The 21260-nt window shown below is 30.7% G+C and carries 20 protein-coding genes; 3 read left to right on the top strand and 17 right to left on the bottom strand.

Annotation, left to right across the window (positions count from 1 at the left end; translation table 11 throughout):
* Window positions 1–34: 34 nt before the first annotated feature.
* The 5 genes from tsf to dprA all read right to left on the bottom strand — a co-directional run bounded on the left by tsf (window position 35) and on the right by dprA (window position 6712).
* Entirely contained in the window at window positions 35–955 is a 921-nt protein-coding gene (gene tsf / locus V7Q02_RS01285; RefSeq protein ID WP_333859192.1) for a translation elongation factor Ts, read from the bottom strand.
* A gap of 223 nt (window positions 956–1178) precedes the next feature.
* On the bottom strand, window positions 1179–1883 hold the full coding sequence (rpsB, locus tag V7Q02_RS01280) for a 30S ribosomal protein S2 (RefSeq protein WP_333859150.1): 705 nt from the start codon (window positions 1881–1883) through the stop codon (window positions 1179–1181).
* Between the two features lie 303 nt (window positions 1884–2186).
* Window positions 2187–2963 carry a GTP-sensing pleiotropic transcriptional regulator CodY gene (gene codY / locus V7Q02_RS01275; RefSeq protein ID WP_333859149.1) on the bottom strand — a complete coding sequence of 259 codons (777 nt, stop codon included), beginning with the start codon at window positions 2961–2963 and terminating at the stop codon, window positions 2187–2189.
* A gap of 302 nt (window positions 2964–3265) precedes the next feature.
* Window positions 3266–5359: a type I DNA topoisomerase gene (topA, locus tag V7Q02_RS01270; RefSeq protein WP_333859148.1), complete on the bottom strand. Its 2094-nt coding sequence runs from the start codon at window positions 5357–5359 to the stop codon at window positions 3266–3268.
* A 255-nt stretch (window positions 5360–5614) separates the two neighbouring features.
* Window positions 5615–6712 carry a DNA-processing protein DprA gene (gene dprA, locus V7Q02_RS01265; protein ID WP_333859147.1) on the bottom strand — a complete coding sequence of 366 codons (1098 nt, stop codon included), beginning with the start codon at window positions 6710–6712 and terminating at the stop codon, window positions 5615–5617.
* A 241-nt stretch (window positions 6713–6953) separates the two neighbouring features.
* On the opposite strand from dprA, the gene V7Q02_RS01260 reads away from it, so the two are divergent.
* From V7Q02_RS01260 to V7Q02_RS01250, 3 genes are all read left to right on the top strand, one after another.
* Window positions 6954–7772 carry a TIM barrel protein gene (locus tag V7Q02_RS01260; RefSeq protein ID WP_333859146.1) on the top strand — a complete coding sequence of 273 codons (819 nt, stop codon included), beginning with the start codon at window positions 6954–6956 and terminating at the stop codon, window positions 7770–7772.
* Window positions 7773–7838: 66 nt separating this feature from the next.
* Window positions 7839–9356 (top strand): YifB family Mg chelatase-like AAA ATPase, encoded by a 1518-nt coding sequence (locus tag V7Q02_RS01255; protein WP_333859145.1) that lies wholly within the window; start codon window positions 7839–7841, stop codon window positions 9354–9356.
* A 465-nt stretch (window positions 9357–9821) separates the two neighbouring features.
* Complete coding sequence (locus V7Q02_RS01250) at window positions 9822–10190, top strand: YraN family protein (RefSeq protein WP_333859191.1); 369 nt, start codon at window positions 9822–9824, stop codon at window positions 10188–10190.
* A gap of 21 nt (window positions 10191–10211) precedes the next feature.
* Here V7Q02_RS01250 and V7Q02_RS01245 read toward each other — a convergent pair whose 3' ends face one another.
* The 12 genes from V7Q02_RS01245 to smc all read right to left on the bottom strand — a co-directional run bounded on the left by V7Q02_RS01245 (window position 10212) and on the right by smc (window position 21249).
* Window positions 10212–11072 (bottom strand): ribonuclease HII, encoded by an 861-nt coding sequence (locus tag V7Q02_RS01245; protein ID WP_333859144.1) that lies wholly within the window; start codon window positions 11070–11072, stop codon window positions 10212–10214.
* Between the two features lie 19 nt (window positions 11073–11091).
* Window positions 11092–11934, bottom strand: a complete 843-nt coding sequence (gene ylqF / locus V7Q02_RS01240) for a ribosome biogenesis GTPase YlqF (protein WP_333859143.1) — start codon at window positions 11932–11934, stop codon at window positions 11092–11094.
* 12 nt (window positions 11935–11946) lie between these two features.
* On the bottom strand, window positions 11947–12471 hold the full coding sequence (gene lepB, locus V7Q02_RS01235) for a signal peptidase I (RefSeq protein WP_333859142.1): 525 nt from the start codon (window positions 12469–12471) through the stop codon (window positions 11947–11949).
* 54 nt (window positions 12472–12525) lie between these two features.
* Window positions 12526–12873, bottom strand: coding sequence for a 50S ribosomal protein L19 (rplS, locus tag V7Q02_RS01230; protein WP_333859141.1), 348 nt, complete (start codon window positions 12871–12873; stop codon window positions 12526–12528).
* Between the two features lie 179 nt (window positions 12874–13052).
* Entirely contained in the window at window positions 13053–13787 is a 735-nt protein-coding gene (gene trmD / locus V7Q02_RS01225) for a tRNA (guanosine(37)-N1)-methyltransferase TrmD (protein ID WP_333859140.1), read from the bottom strand.
* Window positions 13778–14266, bottom strand: coding sequence for a ribosome maturation factor RimM (gene rimM / locus V7Q02_RS01220; RefSeq protein WP_333859139.1), 489 nt, complete (start codon window positions 14264–14266; stop codon window positions 13778–13780). The genes trmD and rimM overlap by 10 nt, the downstream gene beginning before the upstream one ends.
* A gap of 104 nt (window positions 14267–14370) precedes the next feature.
* Complete coding sequence (locus V7Q02_RS01215) at window positions 14371–14598, bottom strand: KH domain-containing protein (RefSeq protein ID WP_012101792.1); 228 nt, start codon at window positions 14596–14598, stop codon at window positions 14371–14373.
* Window positions 14599–14617: 19 nt separating this feature from the next.
* Window positions 14618–14875: a 30S ribosomal protein S16 gene (gene rpsP, locus V7Q02_RS01210; RefSeq protein ID WP_333859138.1), complete on the bottom strand. Its 258-nt coding sequence runs from the start codon at window positions 14873–14875 to the stop codon at window positions 14618–14620.
* 92 nt (window positions 14876–14967) lie between these two features.
* Window positions 14968–16317 (bottom strand): signal recognition particle protein, encoded by a 1350-nt coding sequence (gene ffh, locus V7Q02_RS01205; protein ID WP_333859136.1) that lies wholly within the window; start codon window positions 16315–16317, stop codon window positions 14968–14970.
* Window positions 16318–16333: 16 nt separating this feature from the next.
* Complete coding sequence (locus V7Q02_RS01200; protein WP_333859135.1) at window positions 16334–16669, bottom strand: putative DNA-binding protein; 336 nt, start codon at window positions 16667–16669, stop codon at window positions 16334–16336.
* Window positions 16670–16762: 93 nt separating this feature from the next.
* Complete coding sequence (gene ftsY, locus V7Q02_RS01195; protein WP_333859134.1) at window positions 16763–17674, bottom strand: signal recognition particle-docking protein FtsY; 912 nt, start codon at window positions 17672–17674, stop codon at window positions 16763–16765.
* 23 nt (window positions 17675–17697) lie between these two features.
* Entirely contained in the window at window positions 17698–21249 is a 3552-nt protein-coding gene (gene smc, locus V7Q02_RS01190) for a chromosome segregation protein SMC (protein ID WP_333859133.1), read from the bottom strand.
* Window positions 21250–21260: the final 11 nt, after the last annotated feature.

Below are 21260 nucleotides of genomic sequence, written 5' to 3'. Positions count from 1 at the left end.
AAAAAGAGAACACGCAGTGTCCTCTTTTAAGTTACTATTTACCCTCTATCTGCTTTCTAACCTCTTCAGCAAAATCTTCCTCTTTTTTCTCTATACCTTCACCTTTTTCAAACCTAATAAAATCAGATATCTTTATTGGTGCTCCAACCTCTTTGGACTTACTCTTTAAATATTTATCAATAGTTAAATCAGAATCTTTTACCCATAACTGTTCAATTAAACAATTCTCTTTGTAGTATTTTTGAATTCTTCCCATAACTATTTTTTCCGCAATTTTTTCAGGTTTGCCTTCATTTAACGCTTGAACCTTGAATATTTCTTTTTCCTTATCCAAAGTAGCACTATCCACTGTATCCTTACTTAAAAATAATGGATTAGTTGCAGCAACCTGCATAGCTACATCTTTTGCAACTTCCTTTAAAATTTCACTTTCTTTTTCACATTCAAGCTTAACAAGAACTCCTATTCTTCCGCCGCCATGTATATAACTTTCAATTAACCCCTTTGAAACAGTCAATCTTTCAAATCTTCTTACTGCCATGTTTTCTCCAAGTTTTGAAATTAAGTTAACTAACGTTTCGCTTACAGTTTTACTATCATCTAATATATATTTTTCCTCATTTAATTCCTCTACTGTAGCAAATTTAGATGAAGAAATCTGTTTTGCTAAACCATCTACAAAATTAACGAAATCGGCATTTACTGCCACAAAATCTGTTTCACAATTTACCTCCACTATAGAAGCGGATTTCCCATCTTCTGAAACGTAGGTCTTAACCAGTCCTTCAGAAGCTATTCTGCCAGATTTTTTAGCTGCAGCTGCTAATCCTTTTTCTCTTAATAACTCAATAGCTTTCTCTGAGTCTCCGCCTGCTTCATTTAAAGCTTTCTTGCAGTCCATCATTCCTGCTCCAGTTCTTTCTCTAAGTTCTTTTACCATCTGTGCAGTTATCATAAATATATCCGTTATGTAATATAAGCTTTCTAAAAGACTTATATTTACTTCCCTGTTCATAGTATTTTAAAGCTGTGCTTTCTATATGGTCCCGTACTCCCAGGGCTTAAATTCGGATGCATAACACCCTACCTGGTAATATAAAAATTACCAATAACGGCCTTTTCAACTCCTCTCCTAAACTTGTATTTGACCCTAATATATAATACTTCTATAAGTAAAATTACTCCTCAACTAATTGTTCTCCTTGTCTTCCTTCAATCACTGCATCTGCCACTTTAGATGTAATTAATTTTACTGCTCTTATTGCATCATCATTACCAGGTATAACATAATCCACTTCATCTGGATCACAATTTGTATCTACTATGGCAACTACCGGAATGCCTAAAATTTTAGCTTCTGAAATAGCATTTTTTTCTTTTCTTGGATCAACCACAAACAAAGCACCTACATTTTCTGCATTCATTGCCTTGATGCCACCTAAATTTCTCTCCAATTTTTGCTTTTCATTTCTTAGTTTTATAACTTCTTTTTTAGAGAGAACTTCAAACGTTCCATCTTCTTCCATTTTTTCTAATTCCTCTAATTTTCTAATTCTATTTTTTATAGTTGAGAAATTAGTAAGCATGCCTCCGAGCCACCTATTATTTACATAATGCATATTGCTTCTTTTGGCCTCTTCTCTAATAGCTTCCTGTGCTTGTTTTTTAGTACCTATAAACAATATGTCTTTTCCCTCAGATGCAATTTTCTTTACAAATTCATAGGCTTCTTCAATTTTTCTTACTGTTTTCTGCAAATCTATTATATAGATTCCATTTCTTTCAGTAAAAATATATGAAGCCATTTTAGGATTCCATCTTCTAGTCTGATGGCCAAAATGAACACCAGATTCTAATAATTGTTTCATTGAAATAATTGACATTATATTTCCCTCCTAGGTTTTTCCTCCATTATCTTCATATTTATAAATCAAACCATAAGGCACCTACTTATAAATTAGATAATGTGTGTATTTTAATACCTTATGTAGTATACCACATGACGTACATCTATTCAATAAAAACTACAATATTTAACCACCATAAAATTATTTCATCCAATGAGGCAATTAATTACTGCTCCATCCATTCAAAGTTTTACATAACGAGTTATGTATATGCACACAATATATCTTAAGGTCCAGATGGAGATAATTATTTTCCATACTCTCCTCTGAACCTTAAAATCACTTAATCTTTTTTAATTCATCTAATAACTTATCATTCAATATTTTTATATGAGTTCCCTTCATTCCAAGAGATCTTGACTCTATTACTCCTGCACTTTCAAATTTTCTAAGTGCATTAACTATTACAGATCTGGTTATTCCAACCTTATCTGCTATTTTAGATGCTACAAGCAATCCTTCTTTTCCATCTAACTCGTTAAATATATGTTCTACAGCTTCCAGTTCCGAATAGGATAAAGTACCAATGGCTAATTGAACTACCGCTTTTTTTCTAGCTTCCTCTTCAATTTCATCATTTTTAGACTTTAGTATTTCAAGGCCTACTATAGTTGCACTGTATTCTCCTAAAACCAAGTCTTCATCTGTAAACTTTTCTCCAAAACTAGCCAACAATAAAGTTCCCAGTCTTTCTCTATTTCCTATTATTGGAACTATAGTTGTAATTTTGTCATCCAAATCACAGGAAGTTCCATCTTCAAAAACACAAATTCCGTGATTTGACAAGTTTGAAAGGGTTTCATGTGCATTCAATAATTTATTATTATACTCTTCTGGAAACCTCATTTCACTTATTATCTTATTCTTTACTGTATCACATTCAAAACCATCTGGAAAATTATATCCTAATACCTTTCCTTTTCTGCTTATAACATAGACATTACAGCCTAAAACTTCACTCAATATTTTACATATATCATTAAAAACCACCGGTTCTACTCCCGATTTTTGTAATATCTTATTGAGTTTTCTTGTTTTATCTAATAATGTTGACATTTATATCCTCCTTATTGCCAGTAGAATTTATTTAATATACCTAAAGTGAATAATCAATTAAAATCCCACTTAAAATATTTTAAAATGTATTTTAGGGTGCTTCTGATAAAAAGAATTTTTTAAGCCATAGTGCTAATAATTTTGACTTTTTAAAATATTTAGAATTATATTTTATCCATTAATTATGATAACATAATAGCCGTTATAATTCAACCATGATTTATTGACATATACCGGTTAGAAGTTAAAAACCCTGGAAAAACATTTAAATATTTACCAGGGTTTTACATAATATTATTATATTATTTATTCTCTTCCAGCTCTTTATATTCTTTATGTTTACATTCTGAATTAGAACACTCTAAATAATTTCCTTTTGATTTACTGTATTTTTTAACCATATAACTTTGACACACAGGACACTTTTCATTTGTGGGCTCCAGCCAGCTTACAAAATCACAATCAGGATAAGCACTGCATCCGTAAAATCTTCTGCCCTTTCTACTCTTTTTCACTAAAATTTTCTCTCCGCATTTAGGGCACTTAACATCTAGTTCTTCTACTATAGGTTTAGTATTTTTACACTCCGGATAACCTGGGCATGCCAAAAAATCTCCAAACCTTCCATGTTTTATAACCATATTTCTTCCACATTTGTCACACTTCACATCTGTAACCTTATCTTCTATAGTAATTCTGGCAACTTCCTTTTCTGCTATCTCAATAGATTTCTTTAAAGGTTCATAAAATTTTCCTACTACTTTAGTCCAATTATCTTTTCCCTCTTCAATGTTATCCAGCTTGGATTCTATTTCAGCAGTAAATTCCACATCCACCACTTGTTTAAAATATTCACTGACTATATTATTTACTATATCTCCAAGTTCAGTTGGAATCAAAGTCTTCTTTTCCCTTTGTACATATTTTCTATCTAAAAGGGTAGATAAAATAGGAGCATAAGTACTAGGTCTTCCTATACCATTTTCTTCAAGAGTTTTTACTAGAGAAGCCTCTGAAAATCTAGCTGGCGGCTGTGTAAAATGTTGCTTTCCATCTATAGATTTTTTGAATAAAAGTTCTCCTTCTTCTAATTCAGGCAGTATTATATCCAGCTTATCTTCTTCTGATGCATATTTATAAACTTTCATAAAGCCATAAAAGTTTATCTTAGAACCCCCAACTTTTAACCCATAATTATTATTAACTATATCCACAGATTTAACATCAATTTTTGCAGAAGCCATTTGGCTAGCCACAAATCTATCCCATATAAGTTTATACACCTTATACTGATCTAGTTTTAAATCACCCTTAGCTTTATCTGGTGTTATATCTATGTTAGTTGGTCTAATGGCTTCATGGGCATCTTGTATATTTTTTTTACTTTTAAAAATTCTAGGTTGGGATTCAATATATTTTTCTCCAAATTGATTTACTATAAAGTCTCTACAGACTTGTTGAGCTTCTTTGGAAATTCTTATAGAATCAGTTCTCATATAGGTTATAAGTCCTATGGTACCATAGCCTTTTATATCTATCCCTTCATAAAGTTGCTGTGCTATGGACATAGTCCTCTTTGTTGAAAAATTCAACTTTTTATATGCATCCTGCTGAAGAGTACTTGTAATAAATGGTGGAAGTGGATTTTTATTTTTACAAGTATTTTTAATAGATTTTACAATAAAATCTCCCTCTTCCAATTCCTTAATGATTCTATCTGCTTCATCCTTATTTGAAATTTCGATCTTCTTTTTATTTAAAGTGGCAAGTCTTACATTAAAACATTTTGTTTTATCTTCCTTATGAAGCATACATTCTATAGTCCAATATTCTTCTGGTGTAAAACTCAGTATTTTCTTTTCTCTCTCACAGATCATTTTAAGAGCTACAGATTGCACTCTACCTGCACTTAATCCCCATTTAACCTTTCTCCAAAGTATAGGACTTATTTTATACCCTACTAATCTATCTAGTATCCTTCTGGCCTGTTGTGCATTAACCAAATTTACATTTATTTCTCTTGCAGATTTTATAGAATTTTTCACAGCATTTTTAGTAATTTCATGGAATTCTATTCTGCACTTTTCATTTTTATCTAACTTTAAAACATGAGATAAATGCCACGAGATAGCCTCCCCTTCTCTATCTGGGTCTGTAGCCAAATATATTTTTTCACTTTTTTTCGCCTGTTTTCTCAGTTTGTCTAAAATCTCCCCCTTTCCTCTTATGGTTATATATTTAGGATTGTAATCATTATCTATATCAACTCCCAATTGACTCTTTGGAAGATCTCTAACATGCCCCATTGAAGCCTCTACTACATAATTCTTGCCTAAATACTTTCCTATGGTCTTAGCCTTTGCCGGTGATTCAACTATAACTAATTTTTGTCCCATTTTATGCTCTGGTTATCGTAAACGTCCACTCCAGAGTACTTCACCCCCTTATTTACCCATTGATATTTATCTTAAAACTTTTAATTGGACGGCACTCTATTATTTAATGTTAGTACTGTCTTATTTAAAACAAGTGCTTCTAAAAGCCAGATGAAAGTATCTCTAAAATACATATTTTCCATCTAAAGCTATGAATTACTTTATAGTCTCTTTAATTAATTAAATATTATTCTTTATTTAAACAAATAATATACCTTAATCCATAATACTTCTACTGCTTTCAATTTTTACATAATAATTACCTGAAACACACTTTATTTTATTTTTTAACTGCAATTCAAATAATAACTCATATAATTGTTTTATGTCAATATTAGTAATCCTACATATTTCATCTATATTCCTAGGAATTTGTCCTATAATTTTAAGTATTTTTTCCTGTTTGCCATTTAATACATTCTCTTTTTCACAATCTTTATTTATATAAGGCAAGGATAATAATTGAAATAAGTCCTTTATACATGTAAATACATAAGCTCCATCTCTTATAAGCCTGTTGGTTCCCTTGCTTTTAGATGAAAACACAGATCCTGGTATAGCCATCACATCCTTACCCTGCTCCAATGCACAGCTAGCCGTTATTAAAGCTCCACTTCTCTCTCCTGCTTCTACAATAATCACAACATCACTAAGTCCACTTATAATTCTATTTCTCAAAGGGAAATTATAAGCATAAGGTTTTGTTTTGGGAATAAATTCAGATAATATGCATCCTTTTTGCAGGATATCTTCATATAGTTTCTTATTTTCAGGAGGATATATTACATCTATTCCTGAGCCAAGTACCCCACAGGTGTATCCTCCACTCTTTATAGAAGCTCTATGGGCAAAACTATCAATTCCTCTTGCCATGCCACTTATTACATTAATGTTATTTATAGATACTTCTTTACTTATTAACGATGCTATATTTTCCCCATAAAAACTACAATTTCTAGCACCTACCAGTGCAACATTTAAGTTGTCATTTAACCTCCTTATATTCCCTTTATAGAATAGAACTGCTGGAGAATCCTCATAGTTTTTTAATCTTTTAGGATAATCTTCTTCATAAAAGTTTATACTTTTAATATCTTTTTTAAAACAATATTCCATAATATTTAGCAGCCGCTCCCTATTCCATGACCTTTTTAATTCCACATATATTTTTTCATACCCTTTAATAAAATATAAATTATTGGCACAAATATTTGTCTCATATATTTCCTCTATACTAGAAAATCTCTTTATAATATTCATTTTTATTTTATTGGACATCCGTATAGATGCAAACCACAAATCATATATATTCATATATTATTCACATCCTTTATGCATAATTATGTAAAAATTATGCTCACAATTTAAATATTTTATTCCTAATTCAAATAAAATATCAGCTTAAGTTTACATAGGAAGTTCTTATATGTTATATTAACTATTAAACAAAAGATTTTATCCCAATGCTACCAGTACTGACACTCCTTCTCTTCTTCAAAATGGAAGATAAGTACCGCTGCATCTGGATAAGTTATTACCCTAAAGGAGATTAAATATGAATAAGTTATTATTTGGTATATCAGGACTTCCTCTTGGAGATGGCAGTATTAAATTCAATTATTCCTCTGCCATAGATTATCTGGCTTCCCTGCACCTAGATGCCATGGAACTGCCTTTTGTCCGTTCTGTAAATGTAACAGATAAAAATAAAGAATCCATACTAAGTAAAAAAATAGAACACGACTTTTATCTTTCAGCTCATGGATCATATTTCATAAATTTAAATGCAGATGAGGAAGAGAAGCAACTGAAATCAATAGAGCGAATTATAAAAGGTGCTTCTGCATTATCTAAAGTTCAAGGAAGAAGCCTTATATTTCACCCTGGATTTTATTTAAAAGATTCTAAAGAAGAAACTTACAATACTATAAAAGAAAATTTACTTAAACTTCCCCTGGAAAGTGTAGACTATCGTTTGGAAACTACAGGTAAAGGGAGTCAATTTGGGAGCTTAAAAGAATTAGTTTCTCTATGCCAAGAAGTACCTTCCTGTAAACTTTGTGTAGATTTTGCCCATATTCACGCCAGATACAATGGTGCATTAAAAAATTATGATGATTTCAAGCAAATTCTTCAATATGTGGAAGAAAAACTAGGTCGGGATGCCTTAGATGATATGCATATACATATGTCCGGTATTCATTACAGCCAAAAAGGGGAAAGAAAACACCTTCCCTTCCTCGAAAGTGACTTCAATTACATAGATTGTCTAAGGAGTCTGAAAAATTTCAATGTAAAAGGATGTATTATCTGTGAAAGTCCCTTACTTGAAAAGGACAGTTTAATGTTAAAAAACACCTATGAAAAATTATAATATTTTCCTATCCATAAGATTAAAAGGTTTAGTTATTGTCAAGAATTAGCCAGAGGTGATAATAAAATGGCTATCAAAATAAATACAGCTTCTTTTTTGGGCATAGAAGGAAATATTATATCAGTTGAAGTAGATGTAAAAAGGGGATTCCCATCCTTTAATATAGTGGGTCTTGCAGATACTTCAGTAAAAGAATCTAAAGAAAGGGTTAGAGCCTCTATTGTAAATTCAGGATTTGAATTTCCAATAAAGAAAATAACAGTTAACCTGGCTCCGGCAGATATAAAAAAAGTAGGATCTTTGTTCGATTTACCCATAGCTATTGGAATATTAATTGCCACAAACCAAATAGATTTTTGTGACTCACAAGAATTCTTAATAATGGGTGAACTTTCGCTATGTGGAGATTTAAATAAAATAAGAGGGGTATTCCCAATAACAATGGAAGGTATAAAAAATAACATAATAAACTTTATAGTTCCTATAAATAACGCAGAAGAATGTTCTTCAATAAAGGGAAGTAACTGTTATGCCTTTAAGAATTTAAAAGAAGTAGTCTATTTTATAAGATATAGGGATCTACTCCCCTATAACTATAGAAAAGTACATACCCAAAAACAGTTTTTACCTGATTTCTCAGACGTATTGGGACAGGAAAGTTGTAAACGAGCTATGGAAATTGCTGCTGCTGGGAATCACAACATACTTATTTCAGGGGCTCCTGGATCCGGGAAGACCATGCTAGCCAAGAGAATGCCTTCTATATTACCTGATCTAAACTATAATGAAGCTTTAGAGGTTACTAAAATATATAGTGTAAGTGGAAATTTACCACAAAAAGAAGGATTGCTTACAACTCCTCCCTTTAGAAATCCCCATCACACGAGTACTCCTATTTCCCTAGTAGGAGGGGGGAAAAGACTAATGCCTGGAGAAATATCTTTAGCTCATAAAGGAATACTATTTTTAGATGAAATACTGGAGTTCAAAAAGAATGTATTAGAAGCTTTAAGACAGCCCTTAGAAGATAAAAAAATAACTATAACCCGCTCTTCTGGCACTGTTACTTTTCCCTGTAATTTTATGACTATTCTAGCTACTAATTTGTGCCCTTGTGGTAATTTTTCTTCTAACAGGCCTTGTACTTGTACTGAATATGAAAGGAAAAGGTATATATCAAAATTATCCAGACCCTTTTTAGATAGAATAGATCTATTTACATACATAAATCCCATTGATTTTAAGTATATTGAAAACTATTCTAAAGGGGAAAGTTCCAAAAACATAAAAAAGAGGGTAACAAGTGCCCGAAATATTCAAAAAGAAAGATTTAAAGATGAAAATATATATTATAATTCAGATATGGACATATCACTTATAAGAAAATACTGCAAACTAAATAAAAAATCCATAGAATTAATAAAAAAAATCTATGTAAACTATAATCTAACTACTAGAGCTTACGGTAAAATACTGAAAATATCCAGAACTATAGCTGATTTAAATCACTGTGAACAAATAAAAGAAGTTCATATAAAAGAAGCCCTCTACTATAGAAAATTTATAAGCAATGATTTTATATAAGTAAAATTCACTGCCCCTTATATAAAGTTTATAAAAATTCTTTATTTTATTTTACAATAATTGTATAATATATGTAATAAAAGCTATATAATACAAATTTTATGAAGATAGGGTGGTTTTATGTGTTTTATATTTGTTATGCTGGGACTAATGCTTGGAATTGTATTGTTTTTAACTGGAATAAAAACTAATAATATCGATATTATTAGCATTGGAAGCGTAATTTCTATATTTTTTTTATTGATTTGTATAAATATATACATACCCAATCTAATAAATAATTTTAACTCCAGTACAATTAAATTCAAATAATTCAGTAATTTAAATAATATATACTATTAATGGTGAATAACGGATTATATAAATAAAGAGAATTACTTAATAAAAAATAATAGGGGAATAATGCAAATTTTTATTACAAATGGTATAATAATAAAAAAGTTTGGAAATGAAAGGGGAAAATTTATGCATTCTTTTAACAAGGATATAGGTTCCCTGGGCGAAGATATTGCTAAAAATTATTTAAATCAGCTTGGATATACTATACTTGAAAAAAACTTCCGATGCAAATTAGGTGAAATAGACATTATAGGAAAAGATGGTGATTATATTTGCTTTATAGAAGTTAAGTCCCGCTACGGAAAATTATATGGAAATCCTTGTGAATCTGTAAATTATTCTAAACGCCTTAGAATCTATAAAGCAGCCAATATGTATATGCTTAAAAAGAAATTATTTAAATTTAATTTTAGATTTGATGTAATAGAAATTATATTTAATACTTATAATGATGTTCCATCTATAAAACTTATTAAAGATGCTTTTCAAATATAACCTTATATATTTTGTCTCACACTATATTTTCAAAAAACTTAATCTATGTATTTTACAGGTGCCGTGCTTTTTTATGGCACCAATATGTTCTTTGGTTCCATACCCAGAATTATTTTGAAAATTATATTCAGTATAAACTTTTGAATACTCCTTCATAAGTTCATCTCTATAGACTTTAGCTATAATGGAAGCTGCTGCTATACTTACACTTTTCGAATCACCTTTTATTATAAATTCGTTTCTCATAGGTAAATTTCTAACAGCATATCCATCAGATAAAACCATCTCTACAGGTAATTTTAAACCTAATACAGCTTTTTTAAGCACTTCATTATTACACCAAGAAATTCCTCTCTTATCTATTTCTCTGTTATTTATAGCCGCAATATTATAGCTTAAAGCCTTCTCTTTTATAATCTTAGACAACCCTTGTCTAGCCTTTTCAGTCAGTTTTTTAGAATCTTTTACCCCCAAAATCAACTTTTTATCTTCTACATAATTTAAATCAAGTATAACTGCAGCTGCAACTATAGGACCTGCTAAAGGACCTCTTCCTACTTCATCTGTTCCAGCTAAATATATATAATTTCCAAAATGCTTATCAAAATTATACATTTCTTTTACTCTTTCAATTTCTTTTTTTTGATTTAAAAGAAATTTATAAAAATTAGAATATAATCCATTCACATTTTTTCTTTTATCTGCCTTTAGCTTTTTTAATATATCTACAAACATATTATGATCTTTAAAACAAAAATACTGTTTTTTTAAGTGGGTAACTTCTCTTTTTATCTTTTCAAAATTAAACTTTTCTAGATTATCCCAAAATATATCTTCTACTTCCTTATCAGATTTATTTATATATTCATTACTTTCATACATTATGCTTACTCCTCAATAATTATGGTTTTTCTAAAGAAATAGGTCCTAATTTTCCGCCCCTAAATTCATCTAAAAGCATAATAGATACTCTATTATAGTTTATTTCTTTTCCAGGTAATATCGCCCCCCTCTTTATGGCTATATTATTCATATTCTCCAAAGGCTCCTCACTCAACCCATTTAATTTATACCTACTTATTACTCTATCAGGATAATCCCTACATAACACTTTAAGAAGCATAAGTGCCAGATTTTCTATATCCATAATTTCATCTTTTATGGCACCGGTAAAAGCCAAATTTAACTGCGTCTCCTCACTTTCCAATTTAGGCCACAATATACCTGGTGTATCCATGAGTTCTACCCCTAATTTCGTTTTAATCCACTGCTTACTTTTTGTGATTCCCGGTCTATCTCCTATTTTAGCTATGCTACTCTTTGCCATTTTATTGATAAAGGAAGACTTTCCTACATTTGGTATCCCTACCACCATAGCTCTATCAATTATTTTTGAAACACCTTTGTTTTTCATTTTGTTATGTTTTTCTTTTAATAGTTCATTTAACATAGGCCTTATACTTTTAAGTCCCTGACCTGTATTACAATTTACTGATAAAATTCTCACATTGTCTTCAGAAAGGTAACTTATCCACTGCCTTGTTATACTTTCTTCACTTAAATCACTTTTATTTAACAATATTATTCTAGGCTTGTTGCCACAGATATTTTCTATATCAGGATTTTTACTAGCCCTTATGATTCTAGCATCCCTTATTTCTATAACAGCATCTACTAACTTTAAATTCTCTTTAATTTCTCTTTTAGTCCTGGCCATATGTCCAGGAAACCAATTTATAGCCATATATCTTCTCCTCTAATTTACAACTGAACTTAAACTCCCCATCCTATTAAAAGGATATATTCTAAGAGCTGCCCTTCCTACTACCATTTTATAATCTACAAATCCTACATCAGAAAACCTGCTGTCCCTACTATTATTTCTATTATCCCCCATTACAAACACAGTATTTTCAGGCACCGTAACTTCATCAAAATCCCCTATCATAGGTTCTAATATATAAGTCTCTTTCTTAAGCACATCATTTACATAAAGATTTCCATTTTCAACTTTTATCCTATCCCCGCCTACTCCAATCACTCTTTTAATAAACTTTTCTTTAGGGTTTGCAGGATATTTTATTACTACTATATCTCCTGCCTTTGGCGCTCTAAAATAGTAGCTTACTTTTTCTACAATTAAACGATCTTTGTTATTCAAAGTAGGATCCATAGAACGCCCATCTACACTTACAGTTTCAAACACAAAAGTTATAATTAAAAATGCAGCTATAATAGCTATTATTACAGATTTACCAAGTTCTACCAATTCCTTCAACAAAACTTTCACACCACCTTAATATACAAAAGAGGGACTTTATAAAGCCCCTCTTTTTTATTTTAATATTTCTTTTACCTTAGCCGCTTTACCTACTCTATCTCTTAAATAATATAATTTGGCTCTTCTTACTTTACCTCTTCTTACTACTTGTATTTTTTCTATTATAGGTGCATTAACAGGAAATGTTCTTTCAACACCCACACCATAGGCTACTCTTCTAACAGTGAAAGTTTCCCTAACACCACCATTTTGCCTTTTTAAAACTATACCTTCAAAAACCTGTACTCTCTGCCTATTTCCTTCTTTAATCCTTACATGAACCTTTACTGTATCCCCTATGTTAAACTTAGGCAGATCAGTTCTTATATATTCTGATTCTATTTGTTTTATTATATCTAACATTGTGCATAACCTCCTAAACAATTATTAAACGTTCTTATCTTGTAACATTTATAGACAGAGGAACGCCCGTATGACACAACAAGAATTTTATCACAACCATATTTTTTTTTCAACATATAATTTAAATCTGCATTTGTGCCTATATACTTATATACTTAATTTATAATTTTGGAAACTATTTAATCAGTATATCCATTTTCATATAATTCTATTAACTGCTTATCTTCCTTTGATAATTTTATATTTTTAAATAAATCCGGCCGTTTAGATTTAGTTAATATAAGTGACTTTGCCCTTCTCCATTTTCTTATATTTTCATGATGGCCAGAGGTCAGAACCTCAGGTACTCTGTCTCCCCTAAAAATCTCTGGCCTTGTATACTGGGGATACTCAAGTACCCCATTATAAAAAGATTCTTCAGTATAACTTTCAGTACCTGAAAGTACACCAGGTATCATTCTACATATGCTATCCACAATAGGAATACAAGCCATTTCACCACCAGTTACTATAAAATCTCCAATGGATATTTCCAAGTCTATATACCTATAAACCCTTTCATCTATACCCTCATAATGTCCACATAAAAATATTAGTTCTTTTTCTTTTGAAAGCTCTTTTGCCATGGACTGATCAAAAATTTTACCTTTAGGTCCTAAATACACTACAGGTCCTTTATTTTCACTTTTTACAACATTTATGCAATCCACAATAGGCTGGACAGTCATTATCATTCCAGAGCCTCCCCCATAGGGATAATCATCTACTTTTCTATGTTTATTTTCAGTAAAATCTCTTATATTAAAAGTGTTTATGCTTAAAATATTCTTTTCAATGGCTCTTCCAATTATACTGCAATTAAATACATGAAACATTTCTGGGAAAAGAGTTACTATGTCTATTTTTACATCCATGTTTCCACCGGCTTTATAATTATTTCCTTTTTTTCTATATCCACCTTTAAAACTATGTCTCCTATGGCTGGAATTAAAAGTTCATTATCCCCTTTTATCCAGTAAACATCATTATGATGTGTATGTATTACTTCTGATATTTCTCCATAAAAAACTCCTTCTTCATCTATTACCCTGCATCCTACTATATCAACAATAAAATATCTGCCTTCTTCTAATTTAACTGCATTTTCTCTGGATACTTCTAAATATTTACCTTTATACTCCAATGCTTTTTCTATGGAATCTATACCTTCGATTTTAAGAATTACTTTTTTAGACTGCAACTTACATCCTGTTATATTTTTCAATATACCATCCACATACACAGATTTCAATTCCTTAAATCTGTTACTATCGTCAGTTAAAGGGTATACTTTCAATTCTCCTTTTAATCCATGGGTATTTATTATTCGTCCCACTGTTATAAAATCTTTCATAGAAAATACCATCCTGTTTTATTTGTGATTACCACCAATATAAGCAGTAGTGGCTTTATTAGAGATTCCATATCAGATAATATAAGAGTTAGATAATCTAACTCTTATATTATCTCTACAACCACTCTTTTATTCTCTTTTATAGCTGCAGCTTTTACTACAGTTCTTATAGCTTTAGCTATTCTTCCCTGTTTTCCTATTACTTTTCCCATATCCTCTGGTGCAACTTTTAATTCAAGAATTATAGATTGCTCACCTGAAATTTCATTTACTTGAACCATATCCGGGTTATCCACTAGTGATTTAGCAATAATCTCAACTAATTCTTTCATTTAATACACCCCCAGTTAATTACTTACCAAGTTTATCCTTTAAGCCTGCCTTATCGAAAAGCTTCTTTACAACATCTGTTGGCTGAGCACCATTTTTTACCCACTTTACAGCTTTTTCTTCATCAAGTTTAATAATAGTAGGCTCAGTCAAAGGATTGTAATATCCTATTTCCTCTATAAATCTACCATCTCTTGGAGATCTTGAATCCGCCACAATAATTCTATAAAATGGAGCCTTCTTAGCACCCATTCTTCTCAATCTTATTTTTACTGCCATTAATATCACCTCCTTAGTAGTATCAAATAATTCTCAGGTCTAGACAAAACTTACCAAAAAAAGATAATCTTATTCTAAACCTTGATTATATTTTAAAAAGGAAACTTACCAAATAATCCCTTCTTAAAGCTTTTTTTCATGCCATTAAACTGTTTCATTGTTTTTTTGATCTTCTCAAAATCTTTAAGTAGTTTATTCACTGTCTGTATACTAGTGCCAGAACCTAAAGCTATTCTTTTCTTTCGTGAAGAAGATCCACTCACAATAGCGGGTTTCCTTCTTTCTTTTAATGTCATGGAATTTATTATGGCTTCAACCTTTACCATCTCTTTTTCTCCTCGGGAAAGATCTAGTCCTTTTAAATCCTTGGTATTTACTCCCGGTACCATTTCTATAAGCTTGCTTATAGGCCCCAATTTTTTAGTTTGATTCATTACAGCTAAAAAGTCTTCAAAATTAAACTCCTTATTTAGCATTCTATCCCCTAGCTTCTTTGCCTCTTCCTCATCAATTGACTGTTGTGCTTTTTCTATAAGTGACAGCACATCTCCCATACCCAATATTCTGGAAGCCATTCTATCTGGATAAAATACTTCAAGGTCATTCATTTTCTCTCCCATACCTATAAACTTTATAGGTTTCCCCGTAATGGCCCTTATAGACAGAGCTGCTCCTCCTCTTGTATCTCCATCTAACTTTGTAAGTACAACTCCATTTATATCAAGCTGTTCATTAAAACTAGATGCCACATTAACTGCATCCTGTCCAGTCATAGAATCCACTACCAAAAGTATTTCCTGGGGATTTATATTTTCTTTTATCTGTTTCAATTCATCCATTAATTCTTCATCTATTTGAAGTCTGCCTGCAGTATCTATTATAATTACATTTAAATTATTATCTTTAGCATAAGCCACTGCACCTTTACATATATCCACAGCCCCTACTTTATCTCCCAATGAAAACACAGGTATGTCGATTTGTTTTCCAACTATCTGCAGTTGTTTTATTGCTGCAGGCCTATATATATCACAGGCTGCAAGGAGAGGCCTCTTGTTCTTTTTTCTAAGTTGCAGCGCTAATTTTCCACACATGGTAGTTTTTCCTGACCCTTGAAGTCCAACCAGCATTATTATAGTTAATCCATCAGGAGAATATTCAATGGAACTCTCATTTTTACCCATAAGAGATGTAAGTTCTTCATTTACTATTTTTATAACCTGCTGTGCCGGAGTAAGACTTTTCAGCACTTCTTCTCCCAAACACTTTTCACTAACACTTTTAACAAAATTTCTTACTACTTTATAGTTAACATCCGCCTCTAAAAGTGCTAGTTTTACTTCCCTCATAGCATCTTTTATATCTTTTTCAGAAAGTTTTCCCTTACCTCTAAGCTTTTTTAAAGTTTCCTGAAGCTTAGATGCTAATCCTTCAAAAGCCATGCTAATCCTCCCAAACTCAAATATTATTTATTACATAATTTTTTATCTTATCTAATACTTCAGCATTTTTATCAGAGTATAGTGAATCTATAAAGTCAATAATGCCTTTCTTACTCTTTTCTATATTTTTTCTTTCTTCTGTCAAATTCAATTTATCTTCATAGTGTATCAAAAGACTATGGCACCTTTTTATAATATCGTATACCGCCTGCCTGCTGGTATTTGTATGTTCTGCTATTTCTGCCAGAGACAAATCCTGATTATAGTAAAGATCCAAAACATTTCTCTGTTTTTCCGTTAAGAGCTCTCCATATATATCAAGTAATATGGAAAGCTGTACTCTTTCTTCCATAATACCCTCTCAATTTAAAAATACTTTAAAACTTCTTAACGAGCTTTATAATACCAAAACTCTGAGGTGATGTCAAGTATTTTCACTTAACACTTAAAATAATGCCTCTATAAATTCTCTGCTTTTAAATTCCTGTAAATCATATATACCTTCTCCCACTCCTATTAGCTTTACCGGTATATTCAGCATATGTTTTATTGATATTACTATGCCTCCTTTAGCAGTTCCATCTAGCTTGGTAAGTATTATCCCATCTATGGGGCAAATTTCCATGAACTGTTTGGCCTGCTGCAGAGCATTCTGACCCGTTGTAGCATCCAATACAAGGAATGTCTGCCTGTATGCTTCTTTATACTCTCTGTCTATTACTCTATTTATTTTTGCAAGTTCTTCCATTAAATTTTTCTTATTATGTAGTCTGCCTGCAGTATCACAAACCAAAATATCTGCCTTTCTTGCCTTGGACGCCTGAATAGCATCAAAAATAACTGCAGCAGGGTCTGAACCTGCCTGATGCTTTATTATATCCACTCCTGCTCTCTCACTCCATATTTCCAGTTGTTCTATAGCCGCTGCCCTGAAGGTATCTGCTGCCGCCATAATCACCTTGTATCCTTCATCTTTTAATCTATAACATATTTTTCCTATAGATGTGGTCTTTCCTACTCCATTTACACCTATTACAAGAATTATTTCAGGAGTATTACTAGGTTTTATGCTGTTTTCTTCATCACCCAGTATATCCATTATTACCTCCTTTAAACAATTGTTCAAAAGAGAAGGATCTTTTATCTTTTCCTCTTTTATTTTTTTCTTTAAATTTTCTATAATATATAGTGTAGTTTCTATTCCTATGTCACAAGTTATAAGTATTTCTTCTAACTCTTCATAAAGTTCTTCATCTATATTAACTGCCTTACTTAAAAGGTCTGTTATCTTTTCCGTGAAATTATTTTTGGTTTTTTCAAGTCCATTTTTTAATTTATCAATAAATCCTTTAAACATAATATATCTATTCCTTCCTTATATTATAATTTTAGTGAGATTATTTTTGAAACTCCTTTTTCCTCCATGGTAACTCCATATAAAATATCACTGACCTCCATGGTCCCTTTTCTATGAGTTATTACAATAAATTGTGTATCTTTTGAAAACTTCCTGAGAAATTCTGCATATCTCAATACATTGGCATCATCTAAAGATGCTTCTATCTCATCTAATATACAAAAAGGAGTAGGCTTAATCTTCAGCATAGCAAACAAAAGAGCTATGGCAGATAATCCCTTTTCTCCTCCAGACATAAGATTTATATTTTGAAGTTTTTTACCTGGAGGCTGCACTGTTATATCTATGTTTCCAGTGAGTTCATCTCCTTTAGTGAGAACCAAATCTGCAGCTCCTCCTTTAAATAATTCTCTAAAGGTATGGTTGAAACTTTCCCTTAACTTAATAAAATTTTCTTTAAATATGTCTTTCATTTTGCCTGTCATTGCATCTATTACTCTTTTCAATTCCTCCTTTGATTTTATTAAATCTTCTTTTTGGGAACTTAAAAAATTTATTCTTTCCTGTAAATTCTTATATTCTTCTATTGCTCCTAGATTTACCATTCCAAGGTTAGAAATATTATTTTTCAAATGAACTATTTCACTTTTATATTCCTCTAAGTTTTCTATTTGGACATCATAATTTATATCCTCATCACCTATAGTATCCATATCTTCTTTCAATCTTGAGTATATATTATCTTTTTCAGAGTTCAATCTTGCAAGTTCAATCTGCATTTTATGAAGAGAGGTTTCTTTTTTGTTTATTACAAGTGTTAAAGTATTCATTTTATCACTGCTGCTGCTTATTTTTTGCTTTAATTCCACAGTTTTTACATGACTTTCTTCCATTCTCTCCTGTAATTTCAGCATATACTGCTTCAGATCTTTTACCTCTCCTTCATTTGAATATATACAAGTCTTATTTTTACCTATAGCTTCTTTAGATAGATTGATTTCTTCTCCTATAGACTGATTTTTAATATCTATAAATTTTATTTCCTGTTCCAATCTTGATAATTCTCTTTCACCGTTTAAGATATTTTCACTAATTTTAGCTTTTTTAACTTTTAAACTGGTAAGACTTTCTTTTAAATTTGCAATATACTTTCTATCCTGCTCCAACTTCTCTTCCATTTTTAATATATAATCATCATTTTTAATTTCTTCTTTAGAATATTCTTTTAAGTTTTTCTCTTCCTGCTGCAACTTGTTTAAGTTAATGTCCTTATTTTTATAAAGTACTTTTATTTCTTCATTAGCTGCTTCTTTGCTTGATTCTAACTTTTCAATTTCTCTCTCCAAAACATGAACTTGTTGATGTAATTTAGTAATTTCTATATTCTCTAAATGTACCCTTTCCTTGAAATCTTCATTTTCACTATAACATCTTTCCTTATCAATTTTAAATTCTTTTATACTTTCATTTAAAATTTTTAAATCTTTTTTTGTATTTTCTATTTTAACCAGGGTTTCCTCTAACTCCCTTTTTCTACCTATTATGTTATTGTTTCTCTTTTGAAAACTTCCTCCAGTAATTGCCCCTCCCAAATTCACTATATCACCGAATAAAGTAACTATTTTAAAACTATAGTCTGATAATTTGGCTATTTTAAAAGCATCCTCTATAGTTTCACTAATTATTGTCCTTCCCAATATATAATCCAAAACATCTTTAAATTGCTTATCATAGCTTACTAATTCACTGGCAATTCCAATAAAGCCTTTTATATTCTTAAATCTATGTAAATCTGAAATTTTTCTCCCTTTAATTATGGAAATAGGTAAAAAGGTAGCTCTACCTAATCTATTGTCTTTAAGATATTTTATAATAGTTTTAGCTATAATTTCATCTTTGGTTATTATACTGGATATACTATTTCCAAGTGAAATCTCTATACAAGTCTCAAATTTTTTTTCCAGACTTATTACTTCCCCCACCAAAAAACAACTTTGTTTTGGTACATTAAGCCTTTGTTTGCTTATATCTTCCATAAGCATTTTTACAGTTTTATTATACCCTTCATAATGCTTATTAAAATTCACAAGCATTTTATAATTTGCTTCTAATGTATTGTGCAGAGCATTTAATTTCTGCAAGGCATTCTCCTTAACCTCCAACATATTATTCAATTTTGAAATTGTCCCCTTGTTTTCATCAATCTTATTTTCATAAAGGGATATATTTTCGTTAATACTACATATTCTATCAAGTACCCTGTTTTTTTCCTCGGATTTTATGGTAATATCACCACCATAACTTTCATAAGAATTTTTTAATTTAATGATATTTTCTATAATATTTTCCCCATCTTTTTTAATTGAAATAATAGAATTCTTAATTGCAGAAATATTAGTAAAATACTGTATTTTATCTTCTTTTAATTTCTTACATATGCCTTCTCTGTGATAAATATCTTTCTCAATTTTTTTTATATTATTTTCATAATCTAATATGCTACCTGTCAGTTCTCTTTCCTGATTTTTTAATTCCAATATATTTTGATTCTGATATGTCATCTCTCCTGATTTTTTATTCTTATCATTTTCTATTTGTTTTAATTCCAAACAATTTCTTTTTATATCATTTTCTAAATTTTCCGTTTTTTGTTTTAAAAGTTTTATCTTACTTTCTCCCTGATTGACTAACTCTCTTTTATCATAATAGGCCTTTTCATATTTTATGCCTTCATCCATAATATTTGTCATTTCTATATTATATTCATCTATCTCTTGTTTCAATTTTGTAAGTTCTAAATATAATTTTCTATTATTACTTTCTATGTCACTTATAGAACTTTCCAATTTATCTGTTTTATGATGGACTTTTTTTAGAGAATACATGAGCACTGTTTTCTCCTTATATTTCAACTCTTCAGATAACCTTAAAAATTCATCAGCTTTCTTATTTTCTAGTTCAAGAGGCTTCAGCCTTTCCTCATAAGTCTGTAAGATATCCTCTATTCTTACTAAATTTGCTTCTGTATTCTCCAGCTTTTTTTCTGCCTCTGATCTCCTCCACCTAAATTTCACAATGCCTGCAGCTTCCTCCAGAAGAAGTCTTCTGTCCTCCTGTTTTCCACTTAGCAGAGCATCTATTCTTCCCTGACCTATTATGGAATATCCTTCTCTTCCTATGCCTGTATCCATAAAAAGTTCGTGGATATCTCTAAGTCTGCATTGCACATTATTTATGTAATATTCACTTTCTCCAGACCTATACAATCTCCTGGAAACAGTTATATTAGAATATTCAAGGGGAACCTTTCTATCTTCATTGTCAAGAGTGAGAGAAACCTGGCATAAACCTAATGGTTTTCTAAATTGTGTACCTGAAAAGATAACATCTTCCATTTTCCCTCCTCTTAAAGTTTTTACACTCTGTTCTCCAAGTACCCATCTGACTGCATCTGAGATATTGCTTTTTCCACTACCATTTGGACCTACTATAGCTGTAATTCCTCCTGTAAATATTAACTCAGTTCTATCTGCAAAAGACTTGAATCCTTTTATCTCAATAGTTTTCAAAAACATAGAAGAGTCAC

The sequence above is a fragment of the Clostridium sp. genome, assembly GCF_036781005.1.
GTDB lineage: Bacteria > Bacillota > Clostridia > Clostridiales > Clostridiaceae > Clostridium_B.
Note: the sequence above shows the minus strand (reverse complement) of the source record. Positions and strands in the feature narration are given on the sequence as shown.

Coding starts and splice junctions, on each gene's coding strand:
- ffh (WP_333859136.1), bottom strand. CDS start 16,317: ATGGCTTTTGAAGGATTAGCATCTAAGCTTCAGGAAACTTTAAAAAAG.
- rpsP (WP_333859138.1), bottom strand. CDS start 14,875: ATGGCAGTAAAAATAAGATTGAGAAGAATGGGTGCTAAGAAGGCTCCA.
- topA (WP_333859148.1), bottom strand. CDS start 5,359: ATGGGACAAAAATTAGTTATAGTTGAATCACCGGCAAAGGCTAAGACC.
- ylqF (WP_333859143.1), bottom strand. CDS start 11,934: ATGGCTATAAATTGGTTTCCTGGACATATGGCCAGGACTAAAAGAGAA.
- tsf (WP_333859192.1), bottom strand. CDS start 955: ATGATAACTGCACAGATGGTAAAAGAACTTAGAGAAAGAACTGGAGCA.
- trmD (WP_333859140.1), bottom strand. CDS start 13,787: ATGGATGTAAAAATAGACATAGTAACTCTTTTCCCAGAAATGTTTCAT.
- codY (WP_333859149.1), bottom strand. CDS start 2,963: ATGTCAACATTATTAGATAAAACAAGAAAACTCAATAAGATATTACAA.
- rimM (WP_333859139.1), bottom strand. CDS start 14,266: ATGAAAGATTTTATAACAGTGGGACGAATAATAAATACCCATGGATTA.
- V7Q02_RS01245 (WP_333859144.1), bottom strand. CDS start 11,072: ATGTATGAAAGTAATGAATATATAAATAAATCTGATAAGGAAGTAGAA.
- V7Q02_RS01250 (WP_333859191.1), top strand. CDS start 9,822: ATGCATTCTTTTAACAAGGATATAGGTTCCCTGGGCGAAGATATTGCT.
- rpsB (WP_333859150.1), bottom strand. CDS start 1,883: ATGTCAATTATTTCAATGAAACAATTATTAGAATCTGGTGTTCATTTT.
- ftsY (WP_333859134.1), bottom strand. CDS start 17,674: ATGTTTAAAGGATTTATTGATAAATTAAAAAATGGACTTGAAAAAACC.
- V7Q02_RS01255 (WP_333859145.1), top strand. CDS start 7,839: ATGGCTATCAAAATAAATACAGCTTCTTTTTTGGGCATAGAAGGAAAT.
- V7Q02_RS01260 (WP_333859146.1), top strand. CDS start 6,954: ATGAATAAGTTATTATTTGGTATATCAGGACTTCCTCTTGGAGATGGC.
- smc (WP_333859133.1), bottom strand. CDS start 21,249: ATGTTTTTGAAAACTATTGAGATAAAAGGATTCAAGTCTTTTGCAGAT.
- V7Q02_RS01215 (WP_012101792.1), bottom strand. CDS start 14,598: ATGAAAGAATTAGTTGAGATTATTGCTAAATCACTAGTGGATAACCCG.
- dprA (WP_333859147.1), bottom strand. CDS start 6,712: ATGAATATATATGATTTGTGGTTTGCATCTATACGGATGTCCAATAAA.
- rplS (WP_333859141.1), bottom strand. CDS start 12,873: ATGTTAGATATAATAAAACAAATAGAATCAGAATATATAAGAACTGAT.
- V7Q02_RS01200 (WP_333859135.1), bottom strand. CDS start 16,669: ATGGAAGAAAGAGTACAGCTTTCCATATTACTTGATATATATGGAGAG.